The sequence below is a fragment of the Pseudomonas sp. KBW05 genome, from assembly GCF_003852405.1.
Taxonomy (GTDB): Bacteria; Pseudomonadota; Gammaproteobacteria; order Pseudomonadales; family Pseudomonadaceae; genus Aquipseudomonas.
The window spans coordinates 53,015-71,182 of record NZ_QAJM01000033.1; the positions used below are offsets into that span (position 1 = coordinate 53,015).

At 62.0% G+C, this 18,168-nt stretch carries 16 protein-coding genes; 6 read left to right on the forward strand and 10 right to left on the reverse strand.

Annotated features, from left to right (window positions below):
* Window positions 1–91 precede the first annotated feature (91 nt).
* The 5 genes from praB (DBR46_RS25620) to DBR46_RS25640 all read right to left on the reverse strand — a co-directional run bounded on the left by praB (DBR46_RS25620) (window position 92) and on the right by DBR46_RS25640 (window position 4,576).
* Window positions 92–613, reverse strand: a complete 522-nt coding sequence (gene praB / locus DBR46_RS25620; protein ID WP_124528504.1) for an alkane oxidation protein activator PraB — start codon at window positions 611–613, stop codon at window positions 92–94.
* A 105-nt stretch (window positions 614–718) separates the two neighbouring features.
* The gene (gene praB, locus DBR46_RS25625; RefSeq protein WP_124528506.1) at window positions 719–1,237 is read right to left on the reverse strand and encodes an alkane oxidation protein activator PraB; all 519 of its coding nucleotides are present in this window, start codon (window positions 1,235–1,237) and stop codon (window positions 719–721) included.
* A gap of 135 nt (window positions 1,238–1,372) precedes the next feature.
* The gene (praA, locus tag DBR46_RS25630) at window positions 1,373–1,867 is read right to left on the reverse strand and encodes an alkane oxidation protein activator PraA (RefSeq protein WP_124528507.1); all 495 of its coding nucleotides are present in this window, start codon (window positions 1,865–1,867) and stop codon (window positions 1,373–1,375) included.
* Window positions 1,868–2,002: 135 nt separating this feature from the next.
* Window positions 2,003–3,283, reverse strand: coding sequence for an alkane 1-monooxygenase (locus DBR46_RS25635; protein WP_124528509.1), 1,281 nt, complete (start codon window positions 3,281–3,283; stop codon window positions 2,003–2,005).
* Window positions 3,284–3,577: 294 nt separating this feature from the next.
* The gene (locus tag DBR46_RS25640) at window positions 3,578–4,576 is read right to left on the reverse strand and encodes an alpha/beta fold hydrolase (protein WP_177414124.1); all 999 of its coding nucleotides are present in this window, start codon (window positions 4,574–4,576) and stop codon (window positions 3,578–3,580) included.
* A 275-nt stretch (window positions 4,577–4,851) separates the two neighbouring features.
* On the opposite strand from DBR46_RS25640, the gene DBR46_RS25645 reads away from it, so the two are divergent.
* The 3 genes from DBR46_RS25645 to DBR46_RS25655 are packed head-to-tail and all read left to right on the forward strand — an operon-like array spanning window position 4,852 to window position 8,123.
* Complete coding sequence (locus DBR46_RS25645) at window positions 4,852–6,387, forward strand: NAD(P)/FAD-dependent oxidoreductase (RefSeq protein WP_124528513.1); 1,536 nt, start codon at window positions 4,852–4,854, stop codon at window positions 6,385–6,387.
* A complete protein-coding gene (locus DBR46_RS25650; RefSeq protein WP_124528515.1) occupies window positions 6,384–7,274 on the forward strand; it encodes an SDR family oxidoreductase in 891 nt (296 codons plus the stop codon). Before DBR46_RS25645 ends, DBR46_RS25650 begins: the two co-directional genes overlap by 4 nt.
* 15 nt (window positions 7,275–7,289) lie before the next feature.
* A complete protein-coding gene (locus tag DBR46_RS25655; RefSeq protein WP_124528517.1) occupies window positions 7,290–8,123 on the forward strand; it encodes a metal-dependent hydrolase in 834 nt (277 codons plus the stop codon).
* On the opposite strand, the gene DBR46_RS25660 is transcribed toward DBR46_RS25655, so the two are convergent.
* Entirely contained in the window at window positions 8,120–10,195 is a 2,076-nt protein-coding gene (locus DBR46_RS25660; RefSeq protein ID WP_124528519.1) for an EAL domain-containing protein, read from the reverse strand. The two genes, DBR46_RS25655 and DBR46_RS25660, sit on opposite strands and share 4 nt — an antisense overlap.
* Window positions 10,196–10,446: 251 nt before the next feature.
* On the opposite strand from DBR46_RS25660, the gene DBR46_RS25665 reads away from it, so the two are divergent.
* The 3 genes from DBR46_RS25665 (at window position 10,447) to DBR46_RS25675 (ending at window position 12,475) form a co-directional block, all read left to right on the forward strand.
* Window positions 10,447–11,760 carry a serine hydrolase gene (locus DBR46_RS25665; RefSeq protein WP_124528521.1) on the forward strand — a complete coding sequence of 438 codons (1,314 nt, stop codon included), beginning with the start codon at window positions 10,447–10,449 and terminating at the stop codon, window positions 11,758–11,760.
* Between the two features lie 108 nt (window positions 11,761–11,868).
* A complete protein-coding gene (locus DBR46_RS25670) occupies window positions 11,869–12,120 on the forward strand; it encodes a hypothetical protein (RefSeq protein ID WP_124528523.1) in 252 nt (83 codons plus the stop codon).
* Window positions 12,121–12,145: 25 nt separating this feature from the next.
* Window positions 12,146–12,475, forward strand: a complete 330-nt coding sequence (locus tag DBR46_RS25675) for a DUF6388 family protein (protein ID WP_124528525.1) — start codon at window positions 12,146–12,148, stop codon at window positions 12,473–12,475.
* Between the two features lie 8 nt (window positions 12,476–12,483).
* Here DBR46_RS25675 and DBR46_RS25680 read toward each other — a convergent pair whose 3' ends face one another.
* Genes DBR46_RS25680 through icmH form a run of 4 tightly spaced genes read right to left on the reverse strand, consistent with a single transcriptional unit; the run spans window position 12,484 to window position 18,163 of the window.
* Window positions 12,484–13,299, reverse strand: a complete 816-nt coding sequence (locus DBR46_RS25680; RefSeq protein WP_124528527.1) for a serine/threonine-protein kinase — start codon at window positions 13,297–13,299, stop codon at window positions 12,484–12,486.
* Window positions 13,296–14,003, reverse strand: coding sequence for a PP2C family serine/threonine-protein phosphatase (locus tag DBR46_RS25685; protein ID WP_124528529.1), 708 nt, complete (start codon window positions 14,001–14,003; stop codon window positions 13,296–13,298). The genes DBR46_RS25680 and DBR46_RS25685 overlap by 4 nt, the downstream gene beginning before the upstream one ends.
* A complete protein-coding gene (locus DBR46_RS25690) occupies window positions 14,000–17,287 on the reverse strand; it encodes an ImcF-related family protein (RefSeq protein ID WP_124528531.1) in 3,288 nt (1,095 codons plus the stop codon). Before DBR46_RS25690 ends, DBR46_RS25685 begins: the two co-directional genes overlap by 4 nt.
* Window positions 17,288–17,302: 15 nt before the next feature.
* Window positions 17,303–18,163 (reverse strand): type IVB secretion system protein IcmH/DotU, encoded by an 861-nt coding sequence (gene icmH, locus DBR46_RS25695; RefSeq protein ID WP_124528533.1) that lies wholly within the window; start codon window positions 18,161–18,163, stop codon window positions 17,303–17,305.
* Window positions 18,164–18,168: the final 5 nt, after the last annotated feature.

Below are 18,168 nucleotides of genomic sequence, written 5' to 3' on the forward strand. Positions count from 1 at the left end.
CGTGAGCTGACGCTTTGCATTGTCTTGGTCCTCAGACATTTTATTTTTCAGCCGGCTCCGCCAGCGTCTGTTCGTAATCGCCGTGCATTGATCAGGGGATGATGGACGTAGCGGGAATGGCGACGTTCAACGACGCCACTGCGCAACTACCCGGCAGGTACATGTTGAGTGCCGATACGTTCACAACCCCCGGTCCATTTACCAGCCCTACCGAAATAGTGGCGGGACCGCAGTTAGAGGCAGGAATAATTGGAAGAAGCGCTGTAATGACGAACCCGACATTGCTCAGATCGCCAGTCGTCAACGTGGTCGGCGTTAACTTCCAGGTTGCACCGTTGTTCATCTGAATTCTTTGGCACAGCGGCTCAGTGCCCGAAAACCTGACGTACTGGATGTCGGCCGCCGAACCATCCAACCGCACACCACCGGTCAGCTGAATACGGCAAGTGACGGACGCACCAAAAGAGGACGGCGTCTTCAGCGTAATCGTGCCAGTCGGACTGCTGGTAAAAAGCGAACCCGGGTTAGTGAACGTCGCGGCACTGGACATCCAAGGCACAGTCGCGCACAGCGCAAACAATCCGGTACATATGAAGGTGTTTAATCTGTTCATCATGTTCCCTACTTGCCCGGCAAACCCAATCACCTATAAACAGGTGCCCCGTGAGAGGCACCTGCGTTGTTGCGGGTGATCAGCCCTTGTTACGGAGTGCCGCTATCAAGGAACGATGGTCACGCCGGTAGCGGTGACATTCAGCGACTGCACGGTGCAGCTGCCCGACAGTGGCTGGTTGGCAGCCGCCAGGCTGATGGACGACGCCGTAGACGACAGGGTTACGTTGATCTGGGATGGGCCGCAGTTGGTGGCCGGGATCAGTGGTGGAGCACCGGTGATGGTGTAGCCGACGTTGGTTGCGGTGCCGGTGGTGGTGGTGACAGGCGTCAACAGCCAAGGCAGGCCGGTAATGTTGGGCAGGTTGCACAGGGTGCTGGAGCCCGGGGAAATCGTTACGTTGGTGATATCCGCTTTACCATCGGAGCGAACAGTGCCTTGGAACACTGCTTTACAGGTCACGGCACCACCAAATGACGACGGCGACTTCACCACGATAGTGCCGGTGGCATCCGTGGTAAACGTTTTGCCCACTGGGCTGAACGACGCCGCATTGGCCATTGAGGCCGCACCCATGCAAACAGCCAAAGCAGTGAACGATACGAGGGTTTTCAAACTTTTCATTGTTGTTCCTCACATGTTATGGCGAAGTCATTTCGCCAGGGGGTAATGGCCATGAACGAGAGGTCACGGTGAAACACAGCAGAACTTCCCTTTCCAGCCAAATCTCAATTCGATTACCGCACTAACAGCAGACGCTTATTCAACAACTTTGAAGTTTGGCGGCATCTTGATCGACACCGTCTTGATCTTGCAGTCTTCGCCAATCGGTACATTGCTGGCTTCCAACTTACCGGTGGCGTTATCCCAAGTACCCTCGGCGGTGGAAGGCCCACACTTGCCGCCCAGGCCGAAGGCGTGCACGTCCACGCTGATCTTCGACATGGAACCGCTCTTGGTGTCTTTGGCGATCAACACCCACGGCAAGTTGATGGCTTCAACCCGGCTGCACTTGAGGCCGCCGTCGAATTCGACTTTGTCGACATTCACCGATGAACCATCCGCCGCGACCTTGCCAGCCACTTTGATGGTGCAGTCGGCGCTGATCAGCGCGCCCTTGGAAAAGCTGATGGGGCCCTGGGCCGTGAAGGCACTGCCGGCCGGCTCGATGCGCGCGGCCTGTGCCTGGTGATAGACGATCAGCCCCAATGCGGCCAATACGATATGGGTGGTGAACTTGGCAGGTGCTTGCATGGTGTACGTCCTTCCCTTGAAATTATTTTTGTTAGGGTCAAACAACTTTCTTGCAACTAAACCGGGAAACCGTGGGCGATAAAAACCTGCGCGATACACAGATCCCGAGTACGCCCACTCACGCGTTAGTTCACATCAGAACGGCTTGGCACTGCCGCTGTACTTCTCCAGGTACTTCAAGCGTTGTGACGGCTGAAGATTGGTCAGGGTGATATCCCCGGCGTAGTGATTCAACACTCGATGGTCCATGCGTCGACGCCACAAGTAAGGCACATAGGCCCAGACAATCATGCTCGCGTAACCATACGGCAGTTGCGGCGACTCATCGAAGTGGCGCAGCGACTGATAACTACGCGTTGGGTTGGCATGGTGATCGGAGTGCCGTTGCAGTTGGAACAGGAAGATATTGGTGACAATCCGATTGCTGTTCCAGGAGTGCCGTGGCGAGCAACGTTCATAACGGCCATTGCGCAACTTCTGGCGTTTCAGGCCGTAGTGCTCGACGTAGTTCACCACTTCCAGCAATGAGAACCCGTAGATGCCCTGGATAATCAGGAACGGAATCACCGCCGCCCCCAGCCAGGCAATCATCGCGCCCCACAACACCACGCTGTACATCCAGGCGCTGAGCACGCCGTTCTGCCAGTGCCAGGCCGGCAAGCCGAGTTTGCGCAGGCGTTCACGCTCCAGGTTCCACGCCGAGCGGGCGCTGAACCATACCGAGCGCGGCAGGAAGGCCCAGAAGCTCTCCCCCAGGCGCGAGCTGGCCGGGTCTTCCGGGGTGGCCACACGTACGTGATGGCCACGGTTGTGTTCGGTGTAGAAGTGCCCGTAGAACGTCGGCGCCAGGGTGACCTTGGCAAGGAACACTTCCAGGGCGTTGGGCTTGTGCCCCAGTTCATGGGCGGTGTTGATGGCGATCCCGGTTGCCGCGCCGGTGGACATGGCCATGCCCAGGTAAGTGAACCAGCTCGGTTCGCCATGCAGTTGAGTGCGCGCGGTGATGTAACTGGCGGCCTGGGACAGCCAGCTGGAAGGGTCCAGTGTGGCAGCGGCTTGCAGCAGGCCACCCTGGATGATCCATTCAATGCCGCCGGCGGCGAGCCAACCGGTGATCACCACTGACGAGATCACAAACAACACGCCGGTGTAGACGATCCAGCGGTAGTAGCTTTGCGTTTCCAGATGGCTGACGGCGGATTCAGGCGGGTTGCTGACGTCTTCGCCGAGCAGGCCGTCGATGAGCGGGATCAGGCCGAAAATCACCAGTACACCGACCCACCACAGTTGCTGGATACCAGTGGTAATGGCCAATGCACCGGACAACAGAGGAGTGGCCAGCGGCATGATGCCCAACCACCACAGGTGGCGCTTGCCGTCGGTCCATACGCCAGGAGCTGCCAGAGTCTGGTTCATGACAGGCTCCTTGGCAGGCGGGCAGAAAACAGGTCCGTGGAGCGTTGAATGCTCCCGAAAACCAACCATGCGATAAAAGACGTTTTTTTCATTTTTATTCGCTCTTAGGCATTTCAAAAATCATTTCAAAATATAAATTGAAATATTTTTTTAAATAAATAACGCGGAATCGGTAGGTCGTCAACTACTTTTTCGAGGCCTTTTTTACGTGACCGAGCAGTCTCTTTTTCAGCCGTTTGGTCAGGTCTCTAGCGCAAGCATTTGCGACGGTCCAACCCGCAACCGAGGCCACGCTTATTTGTTCGCCAGGGCAAACGACGGGGGCAAAAGCGTCGCGTTTTGTGGCGCGCGCATCCGCTTGGCGACCTGCTGCACCACCTCCACCACGCGCGCGGTGGCAGTAATCGGCAGCATGTGGCCGCGCCCTTCCACCAGTTGCAGCTTCACGCCCGGGATCTTGTCGGCCAAGGCCTGGCCGTGTTGGCGAAAGTTCAGCAGTTGGTCGCGCGAGCCATAGATCAGGCCGATGGGCAGGGTCAGTTGCGGGTAGCGCTTGACCATCCCCGGCAGGTCATCATTGAGCGTATTGACCTCGGTGGAAGCGGCATAGAAGTTACCTGGGCGCATGCCGAGCAGGCCGCCGCCACGGGTGGCGAAGTCAGCCGGGGCGGGGTCGGGGGCAAACACGCCTTTGACCACTGCGCCTTTGGTCAACAGCCCGATGGGCATCGTCAACGTGTGCGCCATCCAGCGTCGCAACCACCCAGGGCGCACCGCCAGCGACAGGAACACCCACGGCAATCTGCGCTGGGGATGGGTCAGCGGCGCCACCAGGACCAACCCGCCTACCGCCTCGGGATGATCGAGGGCCAGCGCCAGGGAAATTGCCCCGCCGAGGGAATGCCCCAGCAACAGCGGATTATCCAGATCAAGGGTCTTGATAAAGGCGGCAATTTGCCGGGCCTGGGCCGGCAGGTCGGCCGGCGTGCCCGTGTGGCGCGTGGAGTAACCCGACCCTGGGCGATCCAGGGTGATCACCCGAAACTGCTCGGCCAACTGGCCGGACAAGGCATACGTCAGGTTGCGACTGCTGCCCATCAGCCCGTGAATCATCACCAGCGGCGGGCCCTTGCCCTCTTCTACATAATGAAAGCGCTCGCCCTCGACCTCGACAAAACGCCCGTTGCTCGGTACCGCCGCTTCGATGCGCCGGGTCATCCGCGCACTGAAAGCCCATAACAAAGCACTCGCGCCGACAAACACAGCGCCAGCGGCAATCCATTCGACAGCCATAGCTCGGTCCTCTGCTTCCCTGCTGCTGACGGCCTGACCGGTATTGGTACCGACCTCAGCTACCGTTAACGCTCTGTTCCTGAACTGCGTGTGAGAGGTGCTATCCGTCAGACACATCTCATATGAGGAGCCAGTGACTAGCGTAGGCGATATTTTCAGGTAGATTATTTAAAATCTTTTTTAAAATAATTAATTCATTTTTTCTTTGCAATGGTGTTCTATCTAAAACACACAACAAAAACAGGAGCACATGAGATGCCCATGAAGGACAGCCTATGAATGCCCACGAAGATGCCATCGACATCGCCATCATCGGTTCCGGTTTTGCCGGCCTATGCATGGCCATCAAGCTCAAGGAAGCCGGGCTCACCGACTTCTTGATTGCCGAACAGGCCGATACCCTCGGCGGCACCTGGCGCGACAACCACTACCCCGGTTGCGCCTGCGACGTGCAATCCCATGTGTATTCGTTTTCCTTTGCGCCCAACCCGGATTGGACGCGGCAATTCGCGCCGCAAGCGGAGATCCGCGCCTACCTGGAGCAATGCGCACAGCGTTTCGAGCTGGCGCCCTATTTGTGCTTTGGCATGGGCCTCGAGCGGGCGGTATTCGATGAGCAGCAACAACGCTGGCAACTGCGCTTCAACGGCGGCCGCCAGGTCAGTGCGCGGGTGTTGGTGTCGGGCATGGGCGGCCTGTCGCGCCCGGCGTTGCCGCTGATTCCGGGGCTCGACAGCTTCAAGGGCAAGCGCTTCCACTCCCAGCAGTGGGACCACAACTACTCATTGAAAGGCAAACGCGTGGCCGTGATCGGCACCGGCGCCAGCGCCATTCAATTCGTGCCGCAGATTGCACCGCAGGTGGCGCACCTGGACCTGTTCCAGCGCACGCCACCGTGGATCATGCCCAAGCCCGACCGGGCGATTTCCACCGCCGAACGCTGGCTGTTCAAACACCTGCCGTTCACCCAACGCCTGGTGCGTGGCGCGTTCTACTGGGCCCTGGAGGGCCGGGTCGTGGGGTTTGCCTTGCACCCACGGTTGATGAAAATGGTGCAGAAAATCGCCCAGCGCCACCTGCACAAACAGGTCGCGCGCCCTTCCCTGCGCAAAACCCTGACGCCGGACTACACCATCGGCTGCAAGCGCGTGTTGATCTCCAACGATTACTACCCGGCGCTGTCACGCAGCAACGTCGAGGTGGTGACTGACACCGTGCTGCGTATCGAAGCCGACGGTGTGGTCACCGCCAACGGCATCAAGCACCCGGCCGATTGCCTGATCTTCGGTACCGGCTTCCAGGCCAGCGACCCACTGCCCCGCGACTGCATCATCGGCCGCGATGGCATCGACCTGATGGACACCTGGCACGACGGCGCCCATGCCTACAAGGGCACCACGGTGCCGGGTTATCCGAACCTGTTCCTGATCGTCGGGCCCAACACCGGCCTGGGGCATAACTCGATGATTTTGATGATCGAGGCCCAGGTCACTTACATCCTCGACGCCATCCAGCAGATGCAGCGCCATCGCATCGCCACGGTGGAGGTCAAGCCTGCCGTGGAAGAAGCCTACAACCTGGACGTGCAGTCCAAGTTGCAGCGCACGATCTGGAACACCGGCGGCTGCCAGAGTTGGTACCTGGACCCGCGCACCGGCAAGAACACCACCCTGTGGCCCGGTTCGACCTGGCGCTTCAAGCAGGTCACCCGGCATTTTGCCCTCAAGGATTACGTGGCCCGACTGCTGCCGATCCAGCCACCCCGCCCGGTCGCCGTGCCCCACAGCGCCGCCGAAAGGAGCCTGTCATGAAGTCCTTCAACGGTCGCGTCGCGGCCATCACCGGCGCCGCTTCCGGCATGGGCCGCGCACTGGCCCTGGCCCTGGCGCGGGAAGGTTGCCACCTGGCGCTGGCCGACAAGAACGGCCCGGGGCTGTTACAGACCGTGGCGATCATCAAGGCGTCCACGCTGGCGCCGGTGACGATGACCACCCAGGTGCTCGACGTGTCCGACCGCGAGGCCGTGCAAGCCTGGGCCAGCGAGACCTTTGTGCAGCACGGCCAGGTCAACCTGATCTTCAACAATGCCGGGGTGGCGCTGTCGAGCACCGTGGAAGGCGTGGACTATGCCGACCTGGAATGGATCGTCGGCATCAATTTCTGGGGTGTGGTCCACGGCACCAAGGCGTTCCTGCCGTACTTGAAAGCCAGCGGCGACGGCCATGTGGTCAACACCTCCAGCGTGTTCGGCCTGTTTGCCCAGCCCGGCATGAGCGGCTACAACGCCACCAAGTTTGCGGTGCGCGGGTTTACCGAATCACTGCGCCAGGAACTCGACCTGCAACGCTGCGGCGTGTCCGCCACCTGCGTGCACCCGGGCGGCATTCGTACCGATATCTGCCGCAGCAGCCGCATCGACGCGAACATGACCGGCTTTCTGATCCACAGCGAACAACAAGCCCGCGCGGATTTCGAAAAGCTGTTTATCACCGACGCCGACAAGGCCGCCAAAGTGATCCTGCAAGGCGTGCGCCACAACAAGCGGCGCGTGCTGATCGGCCGTGACGCCTACTTTCTCGACCTGCTCGCCCGCTGCCTGCCGGCGGCCTATCAAGCGCTGGTGGTACTGGCCAGCAAACGCATGGCGCCAAAACCGCGCACCCAGGTCTTGGAAACCAACGACGAGTCCCGTCTCTGAACAGGAGCACCTGCCATGTTGCCGATCCGTCGCGATCTCCACTTCGCCTTGCCTGCCGAACGTATCAAGGACTGGCATGAACAGGGCCCGTTCATCACGCATTTTTTCAATGCCCTGTCGCTGCTGTTTCCCCAGGGCGAACTGTTTTTCATGGACAGCGTGCGTCACTACCGCGCGAAAATCATTGATCCCGAGCTGAAAAAACAGGTCCAGGGGTTTATCGGCCAGGAAGCCATGCACAGCCGCGAACACGTGGCCTACAACGACTTGCTGCAAGCCGCCGGCCTGCCGGCACACACTCTCGACCGGCGCCTGAAGTTCATTCTCGATTGGCAGAAAAAACACTTCCCGCCGTCGTTCAACCTGGCCATCACCATAGCCCTTGAGCACTACACCGCCATGCTCGCGGAGATCCTGCTCAGCGACCCGTCGCGCTTTGGCGACTCACTCAAGGGTTACCAGCAGATGTGGTACTGGCACGCCCTTGAAGAAACCGAGCACAAGGCCGTGGCCTTCGACGTGTGGAACCGCGTGATCAAGCCCGGGCCCAAGCGCTACCTGCTGCGCACCGGGACCATGCTCACCACCACGGTGTTCTTCTGGCTGGTGGTGTTGGATTTCCACCTGCGCCTGCTGATTGCCGACCGCAAGGCCGGTGGGCACCTGAAGGGTTTCTGGCGCATGCTCAAGTTTCTGTATGGCCCACGGGGTGTGTTCCCACGGATGTTTCGGCCCTGGCTGGATTACTTCCGGCCAGGCTTTCACCCCTGGGACCACGACAACCGCGCGCGCCTGGAGCGCATCGACAGCCTGGTCGAAGAAGTCGAACGCAGCTACCCCTCGACCTAAGCCTCGGCCAGCGCCGCACGTTCGCGCACAAACCCCTGCAACTGATCGCCCGGCAGCGCCTTGCTGAAATACCAGCCCTGGATAAACAGCTCGCTGCCGGTATTCAAGAAGGCCAACTGCTCGGCGGTCTCCACCCCTTCGACCACCACGCCGAGGTTCAGCGCCTCGCAAAAGCGCAACATGCCCGTCAGCACCTGGGCGCCTTTGGGGTCGCACTGAGCGACCACAAAGCTACGGTCGATCTTGATGAAATCCACCGGAAACTGGTGCAGGTAACTCAGGGCGGAAAACCCGGTGCCGAAGTCATCGATATACACCTTGGCGCCGATGGTCTGCAGCTTCTCGATGGTCTGGCGCGTGGCCTGGATATCACTTACCAGCGCATCTTCGGTGATTTCCACCGACACCTGCCCATGGGCCTGGGCGAGGATTTTCACCAGGCGATTGCCGTAGGCCGGGTCGGTCAAGGTGGCGCTGGAGATATTGATGGTCATCGGCAGCGCAAACCCCAACGCCTGCCAATGCTGGTACTGACGCACAGCCTCGGACGCCACCCATACATCCACATCCGGCATCAACCGCGCCTGTGCCAGCCACTGCAAGAACTCCCAGGGCGAATGCACCGTGCCCTGGCTGTCACGTGCGCGCATCAACGCTTCGCAGCCAGTACACAGACCGGTCAGGGTGGACACTTGGGGTTGGTATTCGAGGTAGAACTCATAGTCGCTGATTTGCTGGATGCGGCTCAATTCGCTGGCCTGGCGCGCAATCGCCTTGTGGGACGCCAGCACCGGGTCGGCCTCCAGCAGGCGGCCCTTTTCTTCCAGGCCGCGAAAGGTCATGTCCAATGAGCGCAGGTACACCGTGCCGCCCTCGGCCGGTTGCCGATGGATCGCCCGCACATAAGGCGCGTAGATCAACGTGCCCACACCCAGCAAGACCAGTTGCAACGCCACTGCCGCGATATCGCCATGGGTACTCAGGTAGGCGTTGAACAGCACCGGCGAGGTGAACGGCACACTGACCACGGCAGGCGACACCCAACCCAGTTGCACCACCGTCAGCGCGGCCATGGTGTTAAACGCCGGCACCAGCAGAAACGGAATGAACAAGCGCGGGTTGAGGATGATGGGCAAGCCGAACAACAGCACTTCGCTGACGTTGAACAACGACAGCGGCACACTGGCAATCGCCAGCAAACGCATGGACTGGCTCTTCGAGAACAGCAGGATCGCCACCAGCAAACACAGGGCGCCGCCGGAGCCGCCGATAAACGCAAAACTGCCCAGCAGACCGCTGTTGAGCGCATACCGGATCGGCTCACCGGCCGCCAATGCCGCCGCGTTGAGCACCACCGCGTGGTCAAGCACATCAAACAGCGGCTGCATGGCGTACACGCCATGGATGCCGAAAAACCACAGCAGCGAATTCATCAACGTCACAAACAGGCCGCTGCCGTAGGGTGAATCCAGGGCTTCGAGCACCTGCGGCCCTTGCAACTGCGCCACATAGGGAATCTGCAACAGCAGCGACAACACCACCACCAGGGCCAGCGCCGTCATAGCACCGGGCAGCACCATATTGATGGTGCCGCGCAGGTTGTGCCCCACCAGGTCCTCGTTGACCAGCCGCGTCCAGCGATAACGGTGCAACCAGGCAATCGCCGGCACATTGAGCAGCGGCGAGGCAATGGCGATAAACAGCACAAACGTGGCCGAGGCGCGCGGGTACTCACGCAGGATAAACGTGGCCACCACCACATGGGCCAGGCACAGGAACGCCACGGGCAGCTGGGGCAAGCGGTACTGGATCGCCAGCATGTAGCCAATCGACGCCGCCACCAGCAGCGGGATCACCGAACTGATCTGGTTGTGCAACCCGGCCAGGAAGCCCACCACCTGCGGATCGAACCCCAGCACCCGGGCGCATTCGGACAAGATCAGAAACCCCGCTGACACCAACAGGCACGGCAGGATCCACAACAGCCCTTCACGAATCGCACGCAACGACTCGGTACTGGCCAAGGCAGCCAGACGCTGGGTAAAAAACAGCTTGAACAGCGTTTGCGCCATGACCGATCCCTCTGTCCATCGCGGGGCGAAAATACCGACTAACGCTACACGTCCTGATGCCGGGAGTGAAAGGCTTTTGCCGTGCCCGGGCAAATTATTCCCTACTCATTTGGAGCCATGGCGGTTGTCGAAGGCCCCCGTTTGGCCCATCCTGCCGGATAGCTGTTGCCACAACCGGTAACGTTTCCCTCGAATGGAGTCGAGCCCCGAGCCTTGCTCCCGTCGTCTCCCCGACATCAAGGCGCCTGCTGATGCTGCGATTCCTTCCCGTTATGACCGGCGTGTTCCTCAGCGCTGCCAGCGTGTTGACCCACGCCGCCGACACCACCTTCCCCGACGCCCAGGCCAGCGACCCGGCCCTGCTAAAGTGGATGGTCGGCGCGCCGCCACCCGCCGACCGTACCCTGCGTTTTGAAGATGGCAGCTACTTCCGCTTCCCGGCGATGCGCTGGAGCGTGTCGAACTTTCGCCAGTTGATGCCCACCGTCAACGTCTCCCGCGGGCTCGGCGCGCCGTCGCCCCTGGCACGCCAACTGGATGCCCGGATCGACAGCCTGCCTGTGGTGCCGAGCGGCGCCAGCCAGGCCCTGAGCTGGCGCCAGACCCTGAACGCCACCTACACCGACGGCATCCTCGTGCTGCACCGTGGCACGGTGGTGTATGAGCGCTATTTCGGTGTGCTCAAGGACGACGGCCAACATGCAGCGATGTCGGTCACCAAGTCGGTGGTCGGCACCCTCGGGGCCATGCTGGTGGCAGACGGTACCCTCGATGCCAACAAGAAGATCGTCGAGTACGTGCCGGAACTGGCCCACTCCGCCTTTGGCAGCGCAACCCTGCGCCAAGTGCTGGACATGACCACCGCGCTGGACTTCAGCGAAGACTACGCCGACCCCAACGCCGAAGTCTGGGCCCACGCCCAGGCTGGCAACCCACTGCCCAAGCCCAAGGATTACAACGGCCCGCGCAGCTATTTCGAGTTTTTGCAGACCGTGCGCCAACAGGGTGAGCACGGCCAGGCGTTTGGCTACAAGACCGTCAACACCGACGTGCTCGGTTGGGTGATTGCCCGCGCCACCGGGCGCAATGTCGCGCAACTGCTCAGCGAGCGCATCTGGAGCCGGTTGGGCAGCGAGCAGGACGCGTATTTCAGCGTGGATTCCATCGGCACACCGTTCGCCGGTGGCGGCTTCAACGCCGGGCTGCGCGACCTCGGCCGGTTTGGCGAGATGCTACGCAACAACGGCCGCTTCAACGGCCAGCAAATTGTTCCCGAAGCCGTGGTCAGCGATATCCGCCAAGGCGGTGATAAACGCGCATTTGCCAAGGCCGGCTATAGTCAGTTGCAGGGTTGGAGTTATCGCTCCATGTGGTGGGTCACCCATAACCCGGACGGCGCCTTCATGGCCCGTGGCGTGCACGGCCAGAGCATCTACATCGATCCCAAGGCCGAAATGGTGATTGTGCGTTTCGCCTCCCACCCCATCGCAGGCAATGCCGCCAATGATGGGGTGACGTTGCCCGCCTACGCAGCCTTGGCGCAGTACTTGAAGACAACCCGGTAAACCTGAGCAGTACGATTAAGTGGATTTTATGACCTGACACAATTCCTACACTGACTTCAAGCCGTAGTATCTGCGTCGGAAACCGCCGTCAGGGAGATGAGGTTCAACATGCACGACAAACCCTCAACGGGCGTACGCCCGCTGCTGCTCAATGTGTTGCTGTGGCTAGGTGGTGTTTCCTTGTTGTTGATGATCAAGGACGCCGTGGAGCAATTTACCGGGCCGTTGGGCGACAGCTCGATGGACCTGGTCACGGTGCTGATGGCTTACCTGCTGCTGTTTTTGCTTGAGCCGATACGCAACGCCATCCAGCGCTGCCTGCGCAAAAACGCCCGGCGCCGACATCGCAGCCGCGCTTGAAGCCTTTTCTATCTGGAGTGACGCATTGTCCCAACCCGGCGATAACCACCAGCGCGCGCTGGACCGTTTCTTGAACGAACACCCTGAGGTCGTCACGCAACTCGACACCCTCAACCCCCTCGCCGCCCAGGCCAAGGGTGAAACCCTGGCGCAGTACCGCGCCGAACGCCTGCACGAAGCCTTCGAAGCCGAAGCGGAGCGCCTGGGCCTGTTTGCCTGGGAATTGACGCTCAAGCTGACGGCGGAGTCAGCCGAAGCCTTCGAGAGCCAGCGCCTGGAAGTGCATAAAGAAGTGGCGCAAATGGCCGGGCTGAGTTGGGCGGAGTATTGCCAGTTGCATGACCTGAGCCACTGAGCCACTGGCTACAGGTACCAGCGCCAAGGGTCGCGGGCCAGCGCATCACGCAATTCGGCGACGCTGATGGCCCGGCGCTCCGGGTCCACGGCTAACGCGGTCTTGAGTGCGGGCCAGCATTGCCTGGGGAGTTTGCGCGGCTTGAGGGGCTGAAAGTCGGCGGGGCGGCCTCCCTCGGCCAATTCGTACAACATGCACGCCACGCCGTAGAGATCCGCCGCCGGGGTCAGCGCGCCACCGTCGGCCAATTCCGGGGCGGCGTACGCGGGTGTCCACGCGTTGAAACGGTCACGACTCAACTGCGGTAACCCGTCACCCAGGCCTAAACCAAAGTCGAACAAGCGGATGCCCGCCTCGCCCACCATCACATTGCCCGGCTTCAAGTCACCGTGCAGCACGCCCTGCCCATGGGCGTAAGCCAGCGCGTCGAGCACCTGCACCGCCAGCGGTTGCAACTGCGGCCAGGGCAAGCCGCCAGGGCATTCCAACAACAGCCGGTCCAAGGTCAGGCCCGGTAGCAACTCCATGGTGAAAAACGCGACCTGGCGAGCGGTATCGACCTCAAAGCTGAACGCCCGCACGATCCGCTCATGGCGCAGGCTGCGGGTCACGGCAAACTCGCTGTACAACAACACATGGGCATCACTGGCCTGGGCAAGGCCATCGCCCACCACCTTCAACGCCACGCGCGAGCAGGGCTCGCCAAATTGCTCGTGCAGCAAGTCGCGGGCGCGATACACCACGCCCATCCCGCCCGTGCCGAGCACCCGCTCAAGGTGATAACGCCCGGCAAGCAGGTCGAGGGCGATCTTCGCCTCCGTCATGGCAGCACCACCACCGCCGTCAGGTCATCCCGTGCGGGCCCGCGTAACACCAGGGCAAACAAACGCTCCACCATCTGCTGCGCCGTGCCCTGACTCAGGGCACCGCCCAATTCCCGGTGGCTGAGCGCCTGGTACAGGCCGTCGCTGCACAACAGGAATACATCGCCGGGGCGTGTGTCGAGTTCGAGCACCTCCAGGCTCAACGGCTCACGGCCACCGACCGCACGGGTCAGCGCCCGGGCGTCCGGGTGGGCCTGTGCCTGCGCGCGGCTCAACTGCTGCTCGGCCATCAGTCGCTCAAACATCGAATGATCTCGCGACAGCTGATACAGACATTGCGCCCGCCACAGGTAACAACGGCTGTCTCCTGCCCACACGCAGGCGGCGCGATGCCCCTCCAACAGCAGCGCCACCACCGTACTGCCGATCGTGCCGTGCAGGCCTTCAAGACCCAGGCGCCGATCGAGCCGTTGCAAGCACCCGCGCAGCGCCTCGACCCGCTGGTCCAGCGTGCCTTGCGCGTGCAACGCGGCCAGGTTGGCAATCACCGCTTGGCTGGCAACATCGCCCGCGCGATGCCCGCCCATTCCGTCCGCCACCGCCCAGCAGCCACTCTGCGGGCGGTCCAGGAAGGCATCTTCATTGCGCGCGCGGAGCTTGCCACGCTGGGTGCGTGCGGCACTGCGCCAGGGCACGGGGTTCATAACTGCTCCGGCAAACGGAACGTGCGCCAATCCCCCAACGGGAACGGGCTGGGCGCGCGTTGGCTGGTCAACAGGAAGTTGGCGCGCAAACCGGCCAGGTCGGCCTTGAGCAAGTGCCCATCGCGACCACTGGCCGGTTCGCTCTGCAACAGATCAACCAGGCGAAACCACGACCAGGCACCGGTGTTTTTTTCCAGGCCCAATGGCCGCTCTGCGCCCCGCTCCAGCACCAGGCTACTGCGACCGTTTTCGGCCTCGTCAGGCCACTGGAACACCATCGGCACGATGGGCCCGTGGCGGTATTCCAACTGGCGTTCACCGATGCGCAATACGGCGCGACTGACCGCCTGATCCAGGCTGTAGGGCGCCAAGGTAAACCGCACCTGCAGGTCGCCCCCGCCGTCGGTGAAGAAGCTGCGGCGGATAAGCTGGGCCTTGCTCAGGTGATCGAGCATCCCGCGTGTCATCGGCAGGCTGCGTCCATCCAGGCTACGCAGACGATAACGCCCGCCTTCGGCGCTGACGAAAGGCCGCAGATAACTGTCGTAAAAGCGTGCCATCACGCCTTGCGGCTTGAAAAACGCCTGGAAATCACTGAGGGCCACGTCGCTGGCGGCGTGGGCATTGAACGGGTAACGCTGACGGATCGCCTGGGCGTAAACCCCGTAGACCTCGCTTTGATAGCGCTGATTGACGTGTACGTAGGCGTCCTCCAGCAAATGCTGCCAGCTGTCGTCGGCCATGCCCTCAATCAGGCCCGACAGCGGCAGCGGTAAGCGCGCGGCGACATCGCGCAGAGTGCCCAACACGTCCGGCTGCCCTTCCATGCGCCGCTTGACCCGCAGGAACGCACCCTGCCCTGGCGATACGTCGCGGTTCAAGGCAAGCAGTTGCAGGTGCAGTTCATCAAGCAAGCCCAATGCCCGGGTCAGATCGGCGCCGGGGTTCTGCTGCTCGTCCAATAATTGGTGAAGCGGCTCAAAACGCCGTTGCAACGTGCGCCGGGGAGAATCTTCGGCCATCGGCAATGGGCCTGCCAACAGGGTATTTTCCCGCACCTGCTGCAACAGCAGCACCAGGGGCGAGCGGGCCGACGTCACACTCGCCAGCCGCGCAGCGTCCTGCTTCAAGTCTTCGCTCGCCCCCCGTCGAACCCGACCCAGGGCGTCGCTCCAGACATCGGCGTACTCGCTGAAATAACGCTGCTCCAACGCCAGAATCAATCGACGCAACTCCAGCACGCTCAGGTCGGCGCTCTCGCCAAGCACCCAGTTGTCCTGCGCAATGGTGTTCACCAACCGAGGCCCCTGTGCATCGAAATACTGCAAGAAGCGCTTGGTGTAAAAGCCGGGAATGGGCGGATCGATCCCGGCAAACGCCACGCCATCGGCCAGGCGCAAGGGTTCCAGATCACGCGCCTGTTCACGCAGTACCCGGTAGACCACGTCGGCCAACGACTCACCGCGCAACACCTGGCGTGCCTGGGCCACCAGTGCATCATTGAGCGGCGCTGCAAACGGCAATGCCAGTAACCGCGCCACGTGGGCATTCAGGCGCTCCTGCACCGCGGCCGCACCGGCATAACGTGTGGACCAGGCTTGCGCGACACGCTCGGCCAGCCAGCGGTTCTCTCGCCGTTCGCGCAGCGTCAGCATCAGGTACGCACGCAGGGGGTCCAGCAACCGCTCGCGGTCTGCCAGGCTGCCCTGCACCTGTTCTTCCAACAGCGCGACGACAGCCGGCAGCAACTGCTGGTGCAAGGTGTGCTCGTAGGCACTCGCCAACACCGGCGCACTCAGGTCGCCCTGGTACAGCCCCGCGCGCTCCAGCAGCCGGGCATCGCCCTTGGCCGGAAACACCTGGGTGGCAGCAAAGCGTTGGTCCAACTGCGCCAGGACAACCAGGGTGTGATCGGTCTCTGCCGCAACGGCTACGGTCTCGCGTGCCAATTCAACCAGTTGCCCAAGGCGCTGATGATTGACCGTGTAACTGTGTGTCCACAGGGCCGCACCTGCCCCCAGCAGCAACAGCGCCGCCAGGCTCAACCCGGCCTGGCGCCAACGCAAGCGCTGGCGCTCCTCGGTATGCAGGCCGGCGAGGTCGGCTTCGGCAAGGATGACCTGGCGGAACAACCCCGACACGCCGTGCGCCCGTACGTCGCCCGCGCACGTCAGGTAAAAGCCACGCAAACCGTTGATGCGCGGAGCGCGATGGGCGCGGAACGCCGTCTCGATGAACGCACACAAACGCTCGCCCATCTGCGCCACTTGTGGCGGCAAGTCCAGCATGCGTGCACGGCGCTCCACGTGACGCTCCTGATGCAAACGTGTGATCAACTCAGCGCTCAAGCGTTGCAGCAGCGCCTCGAATGCCTGGCGCACCTGGGCCATCTCGGCTCCCGCGGTGCCAACAGCCAACGGCTCGCCTAATACACCGACGGCCGCTTGTGCCTCGGGCGTATCGAAATACTCGGCAAACCCCGGCAAACGGTCTGCGTGGGTCAACACCAGGTAGAGGGGCACATCCACGTGCAACGTCTGCTGGACCTCCTGCAAACGGGCATGTACCTGGCGAGCATGCAGGTCCAGGTCGTGTTCGTTGCTGGCGAGCAAGGTCTGCACCGACAGCGTTACCACCACGCCGTTGAGCGGGCTGGCCCTGCGCCGCGTCCTGAGCAAGCCCAGCAACGTCGCCCATCCCGCCGCGTCGGGTGCACCGTGCGGTTGGCACAGGTAACGACCAGGGGTGTCGATCAACACCGCCTTATCGGCAAAATACCAGTCGCAGAACGCGCTGCGCCCGGCTGGCGTTGCATCACTGCGATCAAGGGGCGCGTGCAACCCGTTCGCCGCTAGCAGGCTGGTTTTTCCGCTGCCCTCCTCGCCTATCAGCACATACCACGGCAGCTCATGGCGCCAACGCTTGCGGTGGTTGCCGTAGCGCGGTGTCGTCGCCAGGGCTTGCTCGGCTTCCTTGAAGCGCGCGCGCACGTGTCGGCGCTCGTCTTCGAGTCGGCCTTTCTGTGCGTCACGGGCCTGGTTTTCAGGCTTGTTCGACGCCGCCACGCGACGCCCACCCAGCCAGACCATCGCCAGCCCCCACAGCAGAAACACGCTGCTGATCGTCAACAAACGCGCCGTCGCGCCCTGCCAGAAGCGATAGTCATCCACCGCCAACATAGGCCCGATAAACCACACCAGGCTGGCGCTCAACAGCACCAGCAGCAGGCTCCATACCCAAACCCGACGCAGCACGGTACCCGCGCCCTTGAAGAATGCGTTCATTCATTGCTCCCTGCGTTACAAGGGCGTCCGAGTCAGGGCCGGCGCCATAGGATGAAAAGATTCCAGCGCCGTCACGCGCTCGTTGCCCAGGACCCAGGCAAACCCCGTGTACATGGCCAACAGGCTGGCCAGGACACCCACCGCCAGCCACGGTGTGGAAAGCCCGCGTAACCGCCGGTTGCGCCTGCGCAGCGCAGGTGCTGGCACCGGTGGCGCAGGCTCGCCGCGCACATGCCGGATCTGTCGATACAGGCCGTCGCGCAAGGTTTCGAGCTGCACCACCCCGCGCTCCACGACGCGGTATTTGCCTTCGAAGCCGATCGCCAGGCACAGGTACATCAGCTCCAGCATCGCCACGTGCTTGATCGGGTCGCGGGACAGTCGTTCCAACAAGGTGAAAAACCTTTCGCCGCCCAAGGTTTCATGGTGAAAGCGGCTCAACAGGCTGATCTTCGACCAATCGCCATGACTGTCCCACTGCGCCGTGACCACCGCCTCATCCAGCACCGCACACAACACGTAGCGGGCCGAGTTGACCTCGACGCTCTCCACCCCCTCATGCAAGGCGCGCTGCTCGAACTGCGTGATCGCCGACACCAGGCGCTCATTCAGCGCGCCCAGGCTCTCGCGACCGACGTGGCCCTTGAGCTGAGCGGCCTCGGCCAATATTGCCCAGGCCGCCGCCACCAACGTGTTGAGACCCACGTTGAAGCTATGCGCACCGGGCAAGCGGGCGGCGTAGATCATCCGGTCTGCCAACTGCTCGAAGCGCGGCGGCGATGGGTGGTCTGTCATTGCCCGCTGTGCCGGCCCGTGGCCTTCGCGGTCGAGCAAGATGGTTTTTTCATCCGGCGGGTATTCGCTATCCATGGTCATGGTGT